The sequence below is a fragment of the Sphingopyxis panaciterrulae genome, assembly GCF_014199295.1.
GTDB classification, from domain to species: domain Bacteria; phylum Pseudomonadota; class Alphaproteobacteria; order Sphingomonadales; family Sphingomonadaceae; genus Sphingopyxis; species Sphingopyxis panaciterrulae.
Genome location: NZ_JACIJH010000004.1, coordinates 20,876 through 33,561 on the forward strand (window position 1 = coordinate 20,876; position 12,686 = coordinate 33,561).

The 12,686-nt window shown below is 65.4% G+C and carries 11 protein-coding genes; 5 read left to right on the forward strand and 6 right to left on the reverse strand.

All coding sequences use genetic code 11. The features are described 5' to 3' along the window. Positions 1 to 135 precede the first annotated feature (135 nt). Entirely contained in the window at positions 136 to 297 is a 162-nt protein-coding gene (locus FHR21_RS08485; RefSeq protein ID WP_184097214.1) for a hypothetical protein, read from the forward strand. Positions 298 to 357: 60 nt separating this feature from the next. On the opposite strand, the gene FHR21_RS08490 is transcribed toward FHR21_RS08485, so the two are convergent. Further along, positions 358 to 2,793: a TonB-dependent receptor gene (locus FHR21_RS08490; protein WP_184097216.1), complete on the reverse strand. Its 2,436-nt coding sequence runs from the start codon at positions 2,791 to 2,793 to the stop codon at positions 358 to 360. A gap of 87 nt (positions 2,794 to 2,880) precedes the next feature. Next, a complete protein-coding gene (locus FHR21_RS08495; protein WP_184097218.1) occupies positions 2,881 to 3,051 on the reverse strand; it encodes a YezD family protein in 171 nt (56 codons plus the stop codon). A 191-nt stretch (positions 3,052 to 3,242) separates the two neighbouring features. Here FHR21_RS08495 and FHR21_RS08500 point away from each other — a divergent pair, with 191 nt between their 5' ends. The 3 genes from FHR21_RS08500 (at position 3,243) to ptsP (ending at position 7,447) form a co-directional block, all read left to right on the forward strand. Continuing rightward, the gene (locus FHR21_RS08500) at positions 3,243 to 4,253 is read left to right on the forward strand and encodes an NAD(P)H-dependent flavin oxidoreductase (RefSeq protein WP_246427148.1); all 1,011 of its coding nucleotides are present in this window, start codon (positions 3,243 to 3,245) and stop codon (positions 4,251 to 4,253) included. Positions 4,254 to 4,285: 32 nt separating this feature from the next. Next, the gene (locus FHR21_RS08505; RefSeq protein ID WP_246427132.1) at positions 4,286 to 5,056 is read left to right on the forward strand and encodes a hypothetical protein; all 771 of its coding nucleotides are present in this window, start codon (positions 4,286 to 4,288) and stop codon (positions 5,054 to 5,056) included. 93 nt (positions 5,057 to 5,149) lie between these two features. Further along, complete coding sequence (gene ptsP, locus FHR21_RS08510) at positions 5,150 to 7,447, forward strand: phosphoenolpyruvate--protein phosphotransferase (RefSeq protein WP_184097222.1); 2,298 nt, start codon at positions 5,150 to 5,152, stop codon at positions 7,445 to 7,447. 25 nt (positions 7,448 to 7,472) lie between these two features. Here ptsP and FHR21_RS08515 read toward each other — a convergent pair whose 3' ends face one another. Further along, the gene (locus FHR21_RS08515) at positions 7,473 to 9,197 is read right to left on the reverse strand and encodes a hypothetical protein (protein ID WP_184097224.1); all 1,725 of its coding nucleotides are present in this window, start codon (positions 9,195 to 9,197) and stop codon (positions 7,473 to 7,475) included. Between the two features lie 128 nt (positions 9,198 to 9,325). Here FHR21_RS08515 and FHR21_RS08520 point away from each other — a divergent pair, with 128 nt between their 5' ends. After that, the gene (locus FHR21_RS08520; RefSeq protein ID WP_184097226.1) at positions 9,326 to 9,733 is read left to right on the forward strand and encodes a GFA family protein; all 408 of its coding nucleotides are present in this window, start codon (positions 9,326 to 9,328) and stop codon (positions 9,731 to 9,733) included. Here the strand turns inward: FHR21_RS08520 and FHR21_RS08525 are convergent. Genes FHR21_RS08525 through FHR21_RS08535 form a run of 3 tightly spaced genes read right to left on the reverse strand, consistent with a single transcriptional unit; the run spans position 9,730 to position 12,570 of the window. Next, a complete protein-coding gene (locus FHR21_RS08525; protein WP_184097228.1) occupies positions 9,730 to 10,083 on the reverse strand; it encodes an MmcQ/YjbR family DNA-binding protein in 354 nt (117 codons plus the stop codon). The genes FHR21_RS08520 and FHR21_RS08525 overlap by 4 nt on opposite strands. Continuing rightward, positions 10,080 to 11,411, reverse strand: coding sequence for a replication-associated recombination protein A (locus tag FHR21_RS08530; RefSeq protein ID WP_184097230.1), 1,332 nt, complete (start codon positions 11,409 to 11,411; stop codon positions 10,080 to 10,082). Before FHR21_RS08530 ends, FHR21_RS08525 begins: the two co-directional genes overlap by 4 nt. Positions 11,412 to 11,415: 4 nt before the next feature. Beyond that, positions 11,416 to 12,570: a glycosyltransferase family 4 protein gene (locus FHR21_RS08535; RefSeq protein ID WP_184097232.1), complete on the reverse strand. Its 1,155-nt coding sequence runs from the start codon at positions 12,568 to 12,570 to the stop codon at positions 11,416 to 11,418. Positions 12,571 to 12,686: the final 116 nt, after the last annotated feature.

Genomic DNA, 12,686 nt, shown 5'->3' on the forward strand with positions numbered 1-12,686 from the left:
ATTGATCGGGCCGATCAGTCTCCGGCCCGGAAAGACCACGGGTGAGCGCGGCGGCGGAACATTGGCCGCCAGCCGGGGGTTATTCCTCATGCCGCGACATGACGGCATGCCTGCGGCACTTGCAGGAGAAGGACGATGGCCAACCGGGATCAACAGAAACAGCCCGGCCAGAACCAGCAGCAGCAGGAAGATCGCGACCGCGATCGCCAGCAGCAGCAACAGCAGGGCGGCCAGGATCGCCAGCAGGGCCAGCAGCCCCGCCGCGACCAGCAGGACCGTCAGCCCCAGCAGCGCTGACGAGGCCGCACAGAAAAGGGGCCGCCCCGCGCCGGGGCGGCCCCTTTTCTTGCCCGCGGCTCAGAAGCGCGTCTTGATCGTCCCGCCCCACGTCCGCGGATCGCCCGGCAGACCGGTGATCAGGCCGGTGTTGCCCGGCCCGACGAACAGTTGGTCGATATAGTTCTTGTCGAACGCATTGCGCACCCAGGCAAAGATATCGAGTCCCGCCTCGGTCCGGAACCCCGCCCGGAAATTCGACAGCGCATAGCCATCGATCCAGGTATAGGCCGACGCCGACGCATTGGACGAGAAGTTCGACCGATAGCTGCCGTCATAGCCCAGATAGACCTCGCCAGCCTGATCGAGCAGCCGCGCCGGCGCATTCGCCTCGGCGCCGAAGCTGAACGCCCATTTCGAGACGCCTGGCAGGCGCTGACCCGAAATATCACAGTTCGGCGGACTGTCGGCGCCGCCCGACAGTTCGGGCGGGCATGGCGCATCGACGAAACGGACATATTTGGCGTCGGTGTAGGCGCCATTGGCATAGGCGCGGAAGCGCTCGCTCGGCCGGATCGAGAAATCGGCCTCGACACCCTGCGTCCGCACCTTGCCGGTGTTGGCGAGATAGCCGCGCAGCACCCCGAACTGCCCGTTGTTCACATTGGCCTGGTAATTCTTGATGTCGGTGCGGAAGATCGACAGATTGAAGGTACCGCGCCGGTCCCAGAACTCGGCTTTCGCCCCCGCCTCATAGTGCTGGACGGACTCGGGTTTGATCGTCGCGGCGGCGAGCAGCGGATTGCCATCGGCGCCGTTCGGCACGCCATTCTGGTTGATCCCCCCCGATTTGAACGTCTTGGCATAGGTCGCATAGAGCAGGATGCCGGACGTCGGCTTCCACGTCGCGGTCAGATCGTAGCTGAAGTTCCAGTCGCTGAACGACGGTGCATATTCCTGCGGATTGAAGACCGCGAGCCGGGCCGCCGACACCGGATCGGTCAGGTCGCGGGTCACCGGCGAGCCGTCGCCGGCGACGACGAGGCGCTGGTAATAGCCGTCCTTCTTGTCGTAATTGAGTCTCAGTCCCGGCTGGATGCTGAAACGGTCGCTGACCTTCCAGCTAAGCTGACCGAACAGCGCGAGGCTGGTGTTCTTCAGATATTGGGTGTTGATCGCGGTCAGCCCGTCGAGCACCGACGGGTCCTGCGACAGCGGGTTCGAAGGATTGATCGTCCAGCGGCTCGATGCCGGGCCATGCCCCTCGGTACCCTGCGTGTCGATCCGCTGATAGAAGGCGAAGCCCCCGAGCACGAAGTCGAAGCGCTCGCTGCTGACATTATAGCGCAGTTCCTGCGTATATTGGTTCTGCTGCGAGGGGTTCTGCGACTTGGTGACCACCGGCAGGCCGGTGAAATCGCGATCATTCTCGGGCTGCCAGTCCCAATAACGCCACGCGGTGATCGAGGTCAGCGTACCCGGCCCGATATCCCATTTGACGCGCAGCGCAACCCCGCCGATCTCGTTGCCGGCGTTGAGATTGGCGTCGAGGTCGGTCAGCCGGTCATAGGGGTTGGTGCTGGGGAAGGCGTAGCCCTGCGCCGCCGCAAGCGCCGCGAACTGCCGGTTCAGCGGACGCTGCGTCGCGCCGGTGCGAACGAACACCGACCCGCAGCACACCGCATCCTGCCGGTTCCAGTCACCGGTCAGCGTGACGTCGAGATTGTCGGTCGGGCGCCAGAGGAGTTGACCGCGCAGGCCGATATTGTCCTGGCTCTGGATCCAGCGGTCGGTCGTGACATTGTAGATGGTGCCGCGGCGGCTTGTCGCCGACACCGCGATCCGCGCCGCGAGCGTGTCCGACAGCGGGCCCGAGACCGCCGTCTTCGCCTGCTTGAAATTCAGATTGCCGATGCTGAGTTCGGCCTTGCCCTCGAAATCGAAGGTCGGCTGGTTGGTCGTGATGTTGATCGCGCCGGCCGTCGTATTCTTGCCATAGAGCGTGCCCTGCGGCCCGCGCAGCACCTCGATCTGCGCGACGTCGAGGAAATCGAAGGTCGAGGAAGCGACGCGCGCATAATAGACGTCGTCGACATAGATGCCGACCCCCTGCTCGATCCCATCGTTGGTCAGCCCGAAAGGCGCGCCGATGCCGCGGATATTGACTGCGCTGTTGCGCGGGTTCGACGAATAATATTGCAGCGCCGGCGCCAGTTGCTGCAGGCGACCGACGTTGAAGCTACCGGTATTGTCGATCTGGTCGCCGCCCACGACCGAGATGGCGATCGGCACGTCTTGCGCGGTTTCGGCACGGCGGCGCGCGGTGACGAGAATATCGCCGCCATAGCTGCCCTGATCCGCAGCAGCCGTGTCATCGGCGGTCGTATCGGTCGCAGCAACATCCTCGTCCGTGTCCGTTTCGGCGGTAGCCGGGACGGAGGCCAGCGCGAGAAGCGAGGCAAAGGTGAAAAAGGTCGCCGAAAGCCGTCGGCGAGCGGATATGCGATTGGCAGTCATGGCAATTTCCTGTTGCAAGAAAATTGCCACATCCGGTGGTCCGGTCTGCGGCAGGATATGGGGTTAACCCCCTCGGGAGATCGGAATTCAGTTGGGGTAGCGGTGTCGCTCGGTAACGTCGACCTGAACCAGCCGTCCGTCGTGCACGGTCAACTGAATTGCTCCGAAACGAAGCTTGTCCAAGGCTTCCAATACCGTCTGCACCGCTCGCGCCGTGGGGTCACGCTCCTCCTTGGGCTGCAGTTTCGGCGTGGTCATGTCATCACTCCCCTATCAGTTGAGTCGGGATTAAGATTATTCCTATCGTTTAAGTTGACAATGATTGTTTTGCTTTCCGCGATCAAAGGACAGGTTCTCACGGCGAACGGGTTCCGTTAAAAACCCGCGCGGCGACCGGCCGCCCGAGCGCGAAGCCCGATTGCGCGCGCGGCGATGTGCTGGCAAAGGCACTGACGATGAGCAAATTGAACGACCTGATGGCGCGCGGGACCGAGCTTCTCGGCAGCGATTACGCCATTCTCTGCGGCGCGATGAGCTGGGTTTCGGAACGCCATCTCGTCAGCGCGATCAGCAACGCCGGCGGGTTCGGCGTCATAGCCTGCGGTGCGATGACCCCCGAACTGCTCGATACCGAGATCGCGGCGACGAAAGAACTCGCGACGCGCAATTTCGGCGTCAACCTTATCACCATGCACCCCCAGCTCCTCGAGTTGATCGAGGTGTGCGCAAAACATGGCGTCGGCCATGTCGTGCTCGCCGGGGGCCTGCCACCCAAGGGCAGCCTCGAGGCGATCAAGGCCTCGGGCGCGAAGGTCATCTGCTTCGCGCCGACCCTTGCGCTCGCGAAGAAGCTGATGCGCTCGGGCGTCGATGCGCTGGTGATCGAGGGGATGGAGGCGGGCGGCCATATCGGCCCCGTCTCGACCAGCGTGCTCGCGCAGGAAATCCTCCCTGAACTCGCGCAAGACCTGCCGATCTTCGTCGCCGGCGGCATCGGCCGCGGCGAAGCGATCGCGGGCTATCTGGAGATGGGCGCGTCGGGCGTCCAACTCGGTACCCGCTTCGTCTGCGCCAGCGAGAGCATCGCCCACCCCAATTTCAAGAAGGCTTTTATCCGCGCGTCGGCGCGCGACGCGATCACGAGCGTCCAGATCGACCCGCGCCTGCCGGTCATCCCCGTCCGTGCGCTCAAGAACAACGGTACCGAGGCCTTTACCGCAAAGCAGCGCGAAGTCGCGAATCTGCTCGACGCGGGCGATGTCGACATGCTGGAAGCCCAGCTTCAGATCGAGCATTATTGGGCCGGGGCGCTCCGCCGCGCCGTCATCGATGGCGATGTCGAGGGCGGTTCGTTAATGGCAGGGCAATCTGTAGGTATGGTAACGCAGGAGGAAAGCGTGGCCGATATCATCGCAGCTTTGGTGCAACAGGCCGACGCCGCCTTGCACGCTCGGGGTTGACGCCGCATGTTGCTGCGGCTGGGGAGAGCATAATGAATTCGTCGCGTAAAATCATGGTTGTCGGGCTGCTGGCGAGCGTCGCCGCTTGCGCTCCCAAGCCGCCGCCGCCACCGCCTCCCCCACCCGAACCCGTCGTCATCGTCGTACCCCCGCGCCCGACCCCGCCGAACCAGGCGTCGCTGACCCAGATCCTGCCGATGCGTGGGCTCGACGGGCGCTTCGTGACCATGAACAGCAATATTTCGGGCGACAGGGCCTTCTGGCAATTGAAGATCGCACTCAACGTCGCGGCGATCGGGTGCCGCGGCATCGAGGAACCGACACTCGTTGCGGCCTACAACAACATCATCAAGACACACGCCAAGCCGATCAAGTCGACCGAAAAAACCGTGATCGCCGACCTTCGCAAGGAAACCGGCACCAACGGGATCGCCGCGCGCGACAAATTGTCGACGAAACTTTTCAACTATTTCGCGCAGCCGCCAGCCCAGCGAAGCTTCTGCAGCCGCGCCAATGAAATTGCGCAGATCGTTTCTTCGACACCGAGCGCGCAGGTGGTCGAGCAGGCGCCGGCCAACCTCGCGAAGCTCGATGAGCCCTTCGTCGATTTCTATGAATCCTATGCCAAATATCAGGCCGAGGTCGCGGCGTGGGATGCCAAATATGCACCGCCCCCGGTGATGACGACCCCGACGCCGGCCTCCGTCATCCCTGTCGGCCCGGTCGATCCCGCAGCCGTTGGCCCGGTGGACGCAGAAGCCACCACGACCGCCGCAGTCGCTTCGTCAGCCGACGGAGTCTGACCCGACCCGGCGGAGACCGCGCCGCGAAAGAGATGAACGGCAGCCGCGCGCAGCAATGGCGCTCGGCTGCGGCATCTGTTAGCAGGGGTGTCGATGACGAACGCCCCGCCACCTCCCACGACCGCCGCCCAGTCCGCCCGCACCATCCTGACCCGCCTGCACGAAGTGATGGCGTCGCGAACGAACGCCCAGGGCAAGCTCAACCAGGTCGTCGGGATCATCGGCGAATGCCTGAACAGCGAAGTCTGCTCCATCTATCTCTTGCGCGGCGGCTCGCTCGAGCTTTTCGCGACCCGCGGCCTCAAGCAGGAAGCGGTCCATGTGACGCGGCTTGCGCTCGGCGAGGGCCTTGTCGGCATGATCGCCGAGCAGATCGAGACGCTGAACCTCGACGAAGCCGCCGCGCACCCCGACTTTTCCTATCGCCCCGAAACGGGCGAGGAATTGTTCCACAGCTTTGCCGGTGTCCCGATCATTCGGCGCGAGCGGGCGGTCGGCGTGCTCTGCGTCCAGCACAGCGATCCGCGCCGCTATGAAGAGATAGAGATCGAAACGCTGCAGACCGTGGCGATGGTGCTGTCCGAACTGATCGCCAACGCCGATCTGGTCGACACCGCCGCGCGCATCGATGCGGCGGAGGCGGACCAGTCGGCGCAGCGCCTGTCGGGGCAGAAGCTGGTCAACGGCATGGGCGCGGGCATCGCCGTTTTCCACCAGCCGCGCATCACCATCGAACATACGGTCGCCGACGACATCGAGGCCGAGCGGCACCGCGTCTATGCCGCCTTCGACAAGATGCGCGAGCAGATCGACCGCATGGCGAGCCAGGCCGAATTCGGCATTGGCGGCGAGCATGAGGAGGTGCTCGAAACCTACAAGATGTTCGCCTATGACGAGGGCTGGTCGCGGCGGATCAACGAGGCGATCGACAGCGGCCTGACCGCAGAGGCGGCGATCGAGCGGGTCCAGCAGCGCACCAGAATGCGAATGCGCCAGATCGACGACCCGCTGCTGCGCGACCGCATGCACGACCTGGAAGATCTGTCGAACCGCCTGATCCGCATCGTGTCGGGCCAGATGGGGACCGCGGCGCAGATGGGCCTGCGGCAGGATTCGATCCTGATCGCGCGCAATCTCGGCCCCGCCGAACTGCTCGAATATGATCGCCGCCGGCTGAAGGGCGTGGTGCTGGAGGAAGGATCGCTGACCGCCCACGTCATCATCGTCGCGCGCGCGATGGGGGTGCCGGTGATTGGCCGCGTCCGCGACGTGCGCACCTCGATCCGCGAGGGCGACCTGCTGCTGCTCGACGCCGCCGCCGGCACGGTGCAGGTGCGGCCGACCGCCGCGATGCTTGACGCCTTCGAAGCCAAGCTCGAAATTTCCCAGAAGCGGCGCGCCGATCTCGCCGCGCTGCGCGACCTGCCCGCGGTCACCAGGGACGGCGTTACGATCGAGTTGATGATCAACGCGGGGTTGCGCGAGGATATTGCCGCGCTCGACCTGACCGGCGCGCGCGGCATCGGCCTGTTCCGCACCGAATTCCAGTTCCTCGTCTCGGCCACCCTGCCGCAGCGCGAGCGGCAGCAGCGCCTCTATCGCGACGTGCTCGATGCGGCGGGCGACCGCCCGGTGATCTTCCGCACCGTCGACATCGGGGGCGACAAGGCGCTGCCCTATATGAACGTCGACGAGAATGCGCTCGAAGAGAATCCGGCGATGGGTTGGCGCGCCCTGCGCCTGGCGCTCGAACGCGAGGGTTTGCTGAAGGTCCAGGCGCGCGCGCTGATGGAGGCGGCCGCCGGTCGCACCCTCAACGTCATGTTCCCGATGGTATCGGAGCCGTGGGAATATGAAGCGGCGCGCAACCTGTTCGTCGGCCAGCGCGCCTGGCTCGCCAGCCGCGGCAAGAAGCTGCCGGCCGCGATCCGCTATGGCGCGATGCTCGAGGTGCCGGGACTGGCCGAGACGCTCGACCTGCTTCTGCCACATCTCGATTTCCTGTCGATCGGCACCAACGACCTGACCCAGTTCCTCTTCGCCGCCGACCGCGCGCACCCCCGGCTCGCCGAGCGCTATGACTGGCTCTCGCCGACCGTGATGCGCTTTATCGCACGGGTGGTGAAGACGGTCGACGGCAGCAAGGTCGCGCTCGGCGTCTGCGGCGAGATGGGTGGGCGGCCGCTCGAGGCGATGGCCCTGCTCGGCGCGGGGATCGAGCGACTGTCGATCACCCCGGCGGGCGTCGGCCCTGTAAAAGCCATGATCCGTTCGCTCGATCTCGGTGCGCTCCGCACCGATATGCCCGCGATGCTGGCGCGGCCGGCCGCGGACCCGCGGGGGCAATATCGGGCATGGGCGGAGTCCAATGGGGTGGACCTGGGGGACTGAGGCGAACGAGAGGTCGCAGGCCGGCTCAGAGCGGTTCGACGCGGCACCCCGACCGGCTCAGGCTGGCGGCAAGCTGCCAGTTTTCAACCTCGGCCGACGCCGATGGCGCGGTGTTGAAATAGGCGGTGATCGGTTTCAGCGCCGCCGGTCCGACCAACGCGATCGATGGGTTGGCGGCGCATATCTGCGCTTGAAGCACCGGATCGAGCTTTTCGCGCACCAGCCTGATGGGACGATGGTGGAGAAAGGGATCGTTGCGCACAAGGTCGATGGAATAGGGCGCATCATCGGTGCCTATCACGACATAATCGACCGGGGCCATGTCGATGCGATCCGACACGTCGGCAAAGGACGCATAGAAGAGATGCGACATCCAGGCCTGCAGAGGCAATAGCACAAGGCAACTTGCCGCGGTGGTGCGCAGCAGCAAGGGACGCCAACGATTCAGGGTATCGCCGAGCGAAACCCAGCCGTAGACGGCGAGCAGAATGAAATTGCCGATCAGGCCGTGGGTGTTGCGATAGCCGAGGCCATGGCCCTGAATGGGCTGAATCGCGAGACGCGCAAGAAGCGTCACGATGATGCCGCCAAGCAGCGCCGCCGCCAGGCGATCGCGGCGTGCGGCCCGGACACCGAGCAGAAACAGCGGCAGCAGCAACAGATGCTGCCACGTCACCATACGGAACAGATTGGCGATCATGTTGAAGCGCATATCGTCGGCGGCACTGAAAACGCCCGCCATGCGCCGGAAATAGCTGGCGCCGCCCGATCCGTCGGCCGGCAGCGGACCGTTGAGGGTCAGCGTCGATATCCCATAGATCCAATCCTGCCAGAACAGCCCGATCGCCAGATAGCCGAGCGCGTAGAAAGCCGCGCGTCCCCACTCCTTCCGCAACAGGAGGAGGAACAATATGGGCGCCGCGAACAGCGGATGATAATGAATTTGATGCAAGCCGACCGCGAAAAGCCCCAGCGTGAGTGCGACTATATCTGCCCACCAGCGGCGTCGCAGGACGAGCCACAACCAGAACAGATTGACCGTCAGATGCGCTGGCATGGCATAGGCGGTCATGCCGTTCAGCCATATCTGCCCCGTCCCGGCATAGAGCAGCAAGGCGACGACGGCCGCCTCGCGATTTTCAGGCCAGATGCGCCGCGCGCAGGCCCAAAGCGCGAGCGCGCCCAGGAGCGTCAACAGCGGACCGGTCAGGGTCGGTACGGCGACCCAGCCGACCAGGGCTCGAAGCGCGGCGTTAACCGGCAGATAGGCTGACGCCCATGCTTCACGGTGGTCGGTGATGAACATATACATCGTGTTGAGCGCATCGGCATGATCCCACCATTGTGCCGGGAGCGGCGCGACAAGCTGTCCCTTTGCCAGAATGGCGGCGTCGAAATTCGCCAGTCGCTCATCGGCGCTGAGGTCATAAGCCGAGAGAATCCAATAATGGCCGGCCAGCGTCGCGAGCATCATCGCCGCGCCCACCGCCAGCGCCAGTCGCCATGATGCGTCGAAAGCGGTCTGGCGACCGGCGAGCCCGCGCAGGCAGGCTATCAACAGCAAGGCCCCGGCGATCAGAAGCCACTGATCCTGTCGCTGCAGATACCAGGGACCGAGCCCGGGAACGGATAGCAGCGCCGCCGCCGCCACCCCGCAAGCCGCGACCCCGATCGCATAGCGCGGAAGCGGGGACAGCAGGCGCGAGGATAGCGCGGCCCCCGCGGGGTTCCTTGTGGCATAGGGGTCCATATCGCGTCCCTCCTGCCCGAACATGCTTGATTTTACGTTAACCCTGTTTCGCGCCGAGAGTCATATTGATCTAGCCGAGCAGCATGAGTTCATGATATGTTCCCATGGCAATCGAAAGGATATTCGTCATGACATCTCCGTCTCGCGCCACCGGCCGCTGCCATTGCGGAAACATTCATTATTCGATGCCGACCGAAGTCGTTCATCATGCCCTGTGCCATTGCAGCGATTGCCGCCGCCATGCCGGGGCACCGCTCGTCGGCTGGGGTCTGGTCGGGCAGGATGCGCTCGAGGTCAGCGGGACTCCGAAAATCTATGCATCGTCCGAGCATGGCCGCCGCCATTTCTGCGGCGAATGCGGCACCGGCCTCTTCTACACCAACGAGGCGATTTTCCCCGGCCAGATCGACGTCCAGACCGCGACGCTCGACGACCCCGACCTGATCCCGGCGCAGGTGCAGATCCAGACCGCCGAGCGCATCGGCTGGATGGAAAAGCTCGACCAGATGCCGAGTTTCGAACGCTATCCGGGTTAAGGCCGCGGCCCGAAGGCCTCGCGCTGCGCCTTCTTCGCGCGGTCCCACCAGGCGCGGCGGATGACGTCGGCGACCCGGTCGGGATCGGGCGCGCCATAGCGCACGAGGAGGCCCGGCCAGCCTTCATAGTGCGGTGTCTGCCAGAAGCTGTCGGGGTCGGTTTCGAGAAGAAGCTCCTTCTCCTCATGCGGCGCCATGACGTGGAAGCTGCCCTCTTCGCGCCCCGGCGAGACGAAGGCCTTGCCGTTCACCTTCGGGCAGGGCGTGCCATAGAAAGGGGCCATTTCGACATCGGGCAGCGCGCAGGCGAAAGCGACGACCTCGTCCCAATTGTCGAAACGGCGCGTCATTCGCCGTCCCTCCGTTCGCGCCGCCGCTCGTCCCACCAGGCTAGTCGTTCGGCGATGCGCTTTTCGAAACCGCGGTCGACGGGGCGATAGAAGGTCGCCGGCTCCATCTCGGCGGGCCAATAATTGTCGCCCGAAAAGCCTTCGGGTGCATCATGATCGTAGCTGTAGCCGGCGCCATAGCCGAGATCCTTCATCAGCTTCGTCGGCGCGTTGAGAATGTTCGCGGGCGGCGCAAGGCTGCCGGTGTCGCGCGCCGCGGCCCACGCCGCCTTCTGCGCGGCATAGGCGGCGTTCGATTTGGGCGCGGTCGCGCAATAGAGGCACGCCTGCACGATCGCCAACTCGCCCTCGGGCGATCCGAGGAACTGGAAGGCATCCTTCGCGGCAAGGCACTGGACGAGCGCCTGCGGGTCGGCGAGCCCGATGTCCTCACTCGCGAAGCGGGTGATGCGGCGCAGCACGTAGAGCGGCTCCTCCCCCGCCACGAGCATCCGCGCCAGCCAGTAGAGCGACGCCTGCGGGTCCGAGCCGCGCATCGCCTTGTGCAGCGCCGAAATGAGATTGTAGTGGCCGTCGCGGTCCTTGTCATAGACCGGCATGCGGCGATGCAGGAATTGCGCGAGTTCGGCGGGATCGAGCGGCGCGTCGATCGCGGCGGCGAACAAGGTCTCGACCTGGTTGAGCAGGAAGCGGCCGTCGCCGTCGGCGCTGGCGATCAGCGCGGCGCGGGCGTCGGCGGTGACCGGCAGCGGCCGCCCGACCTCGGTCTCGGCGCGCTCGACCAGCGTTTCGAGCGCGGCTTCGTCGAGGCGGTGCAGCACCAGCACCTGCGCCCGGCTGAGCAGCGCGGCGTTGAGCGCGAAGCTGGGGTTTTCGGTCGTGGCGCCGACGAGCACGACCGTGCCGCGCTCGACGAAGGGCAGGAAGCCGTCCTGTTGCGCGCGATTGAAGCGGTGTATCTCGTCGACGAACAGCAGGGTGCGCTTGCCCGCCGCCGCCATCTTCTCGGCATCGGCAAAGGCCTTCTTGAGGTCGGCGACCCCCGAGAAGACCGCCGACAGCGGCGCGAAGCGCATCCCGACCGCCTCGGCGAGCAGGCGGGCGATCGTCGTCTTGCCGGTGCCCGGCGGGCCCCAGAGGATGATCGACGACAATTGCCCCGCCGCGACCATGCGGCCGATCGCGCCGTCGGGGCCGGTCAGATGCTCCTGCCCCACCACCTCGGCGAGACTGTTGGGGCGCAGCCGCTCGGCGAGCGGCGCCGGGCCGGCAGCCCCGTTGTCGGGTGTCGCCGCCGGGGTGTCGTCGCCGAACAGGTCCGCCGCCATCGTCTCAGCCCACGCGCTGCTTCTGGCGGATCAGGCGAATATAGGTATCGGCGACCGACTGGTTGATCGCATCCCACTGATAAGCCGTGCTTTCCTGCACCGCCGCGGCGCCGTGCGCGGCGCGGATCTGCGGGTCGCGGCAATAGCGTTCGAGCTCGTCGGCGAAGAGGCTGATCGCACCGGGCGACACGAGATAGCCGGTCTGGCCGTGCTTGACGATGCTCGCGCTGCCGGTCGCGCGCGCCGCGACCACCGGCAGGCCGCACGCCATCGCCTCCAGCGTTACATTGCCGAAGGTTTCGGTCACCGACGGGTTGAACAGCATGTCGCACGAAGCGAGCGCGCGGGCGAGCGCCTCGCCGCCCTGAAAACCGACGAAGCGGGCGCGGGGCAGGCGCGATTCGAACCAGTCGCCAGCCGGCCCCTCGCCGATCACGACGACCTCGTGCGGAACGCCGCGGCGGCGCAGCGCGTCGATCGTGTCGGCGAAGACGTCGAGCCCCTTTTCCATGACCAACCGGCCGAGGAAGCCGATGACCGGCGTGTCGTCGTCGATATCGAGCTCGCGCCGCCAGTCCGCGTCGCGGCGGCCGGGATGGAAAATCTCGCGCTCGACCCCGCGGGTCCAGATGCCGATGTCGTAGTTCATCCGCTGCTCGCGCAACACCTGCGCAAAGCTTTCGGAGGGTGCGATCAGCGCGTCGCAGCGGCGATAGAGCCGGCGCAGCCAGGCGACGCAGAGCGGTTCGAGGAAGGAGAGATTATAGTAGCGAAAATAGGTTTCGAAGCGCGTGTGGACCGAGCAGGCGACCGGAATGCGCCGTCGCCGCGCCCAGGCCGCGGCCTGCCGCGACACGCGGTCGGGGCTCGATATATGGAGGATGTTCGGCGCGAACTTGCTGATATCCTCGCGCACCCGGGACGAGAAGGACAAGGGAATACGATATTCGCCGCGTCCGGGGATCGCCATCGACGGCACGCTGACGAGATCGCCGGTCGGCGCGAAATCGGGGTCGTCGACCGTCGGCGAATAGACGCGCACCGCCGCCCCCTGCCGCAGCAGATAGCCGACGAGCCGGTTGAGCGCCTTGTTGGCGCCGTCGACCGTCATGTTGTAATTGCCGCTGAACAGCGCGATGCGGAGGTCGGAAGCGTCCATTTCCCCTGCGCTAGTCATATCGCCCCGCAAAGGCAATCGAGCGGTCGGGTCGCCAGGCGATCGGTTTGACGGCAGGCATGTGCTTTTGCTTTCTTCGTCACCCCGGACTTGATCCG

Excerpts from the sequence above, each read along its gene's own strand:
- FHR21_RS08485 (WP_184097214.1), top strand. The coding sequence starts at position 136 with ATGGCCAACCGGGATCAACAGAAACAGCCCGGCCAGAACCAGCAGCAG.
- FHR21_RS08490 (WP_184097216.1), bottom strand. The coding sequence starts at position 2,793 with ATGACTGCCAATCGCATATCCGCTCGCCGACGGCTTTCGGCGACCTTT.
- FHR21_RS08495 (WP_184097218.1), bottom strand. The coding sequence starts at position 3,051 with ATGACCACGCCGAAACTGCAGCCCAAGGAGGAGCGTGACCCCACGGCG.
- FHR21_RS08505 (WP_246427132.1), top strand. The coding sequence starts at position 4,286 with ATGAATTCGTCGCGTAAAATCATGGTTGTCGGGCTGCTGGCGAGCGTC.
- ptsP (WP_184097222.1), top strand. The coding sequence starts at position 5,150 with ATGACGAACGCCCCGCCACCTCCCACGACCGCCGCCCAGTCCGCCCGC.
- FHR21_RS08515 (WP_184097224.1), bottom strand. The coding sequence starts at position 9,197 with ATGGACCCCTATGCCACAAGGAACCCCGCGGGGGCCGCGCTATCCTCG.
- FHR21_RS08520 (WP_184097226.1), top strand. The coding sequence starts at position 9,326 with ATGACATCTCCGTCTCGCGCCACCGGCCGCTGCCATTGCGGAAACATT.
- FHR21_RS08525 (WP_184097228.1), bottom strand. The coding sequence starts at position 10,083 with ATGACGCGCCGTTTCGACAATTGGGACGAGGTCGTCGCTTTCGCCTGC.
- FHR21_RS08530 (WP_184097230.1), bottom strand. The coding sequence starts at position 11,411 with ATGGCGGCGGACCTGTTCGGCGACGACACCCCGGCGGCGACACCCGAC.
- FHR21_RS08535 (WP_184097232.1), bottom strand. The coding sequence starts at position 12,570 with ATGGACGCTTCCGACCTCCGCATCGCGCTGTTCAGCGGCAATTACAAC.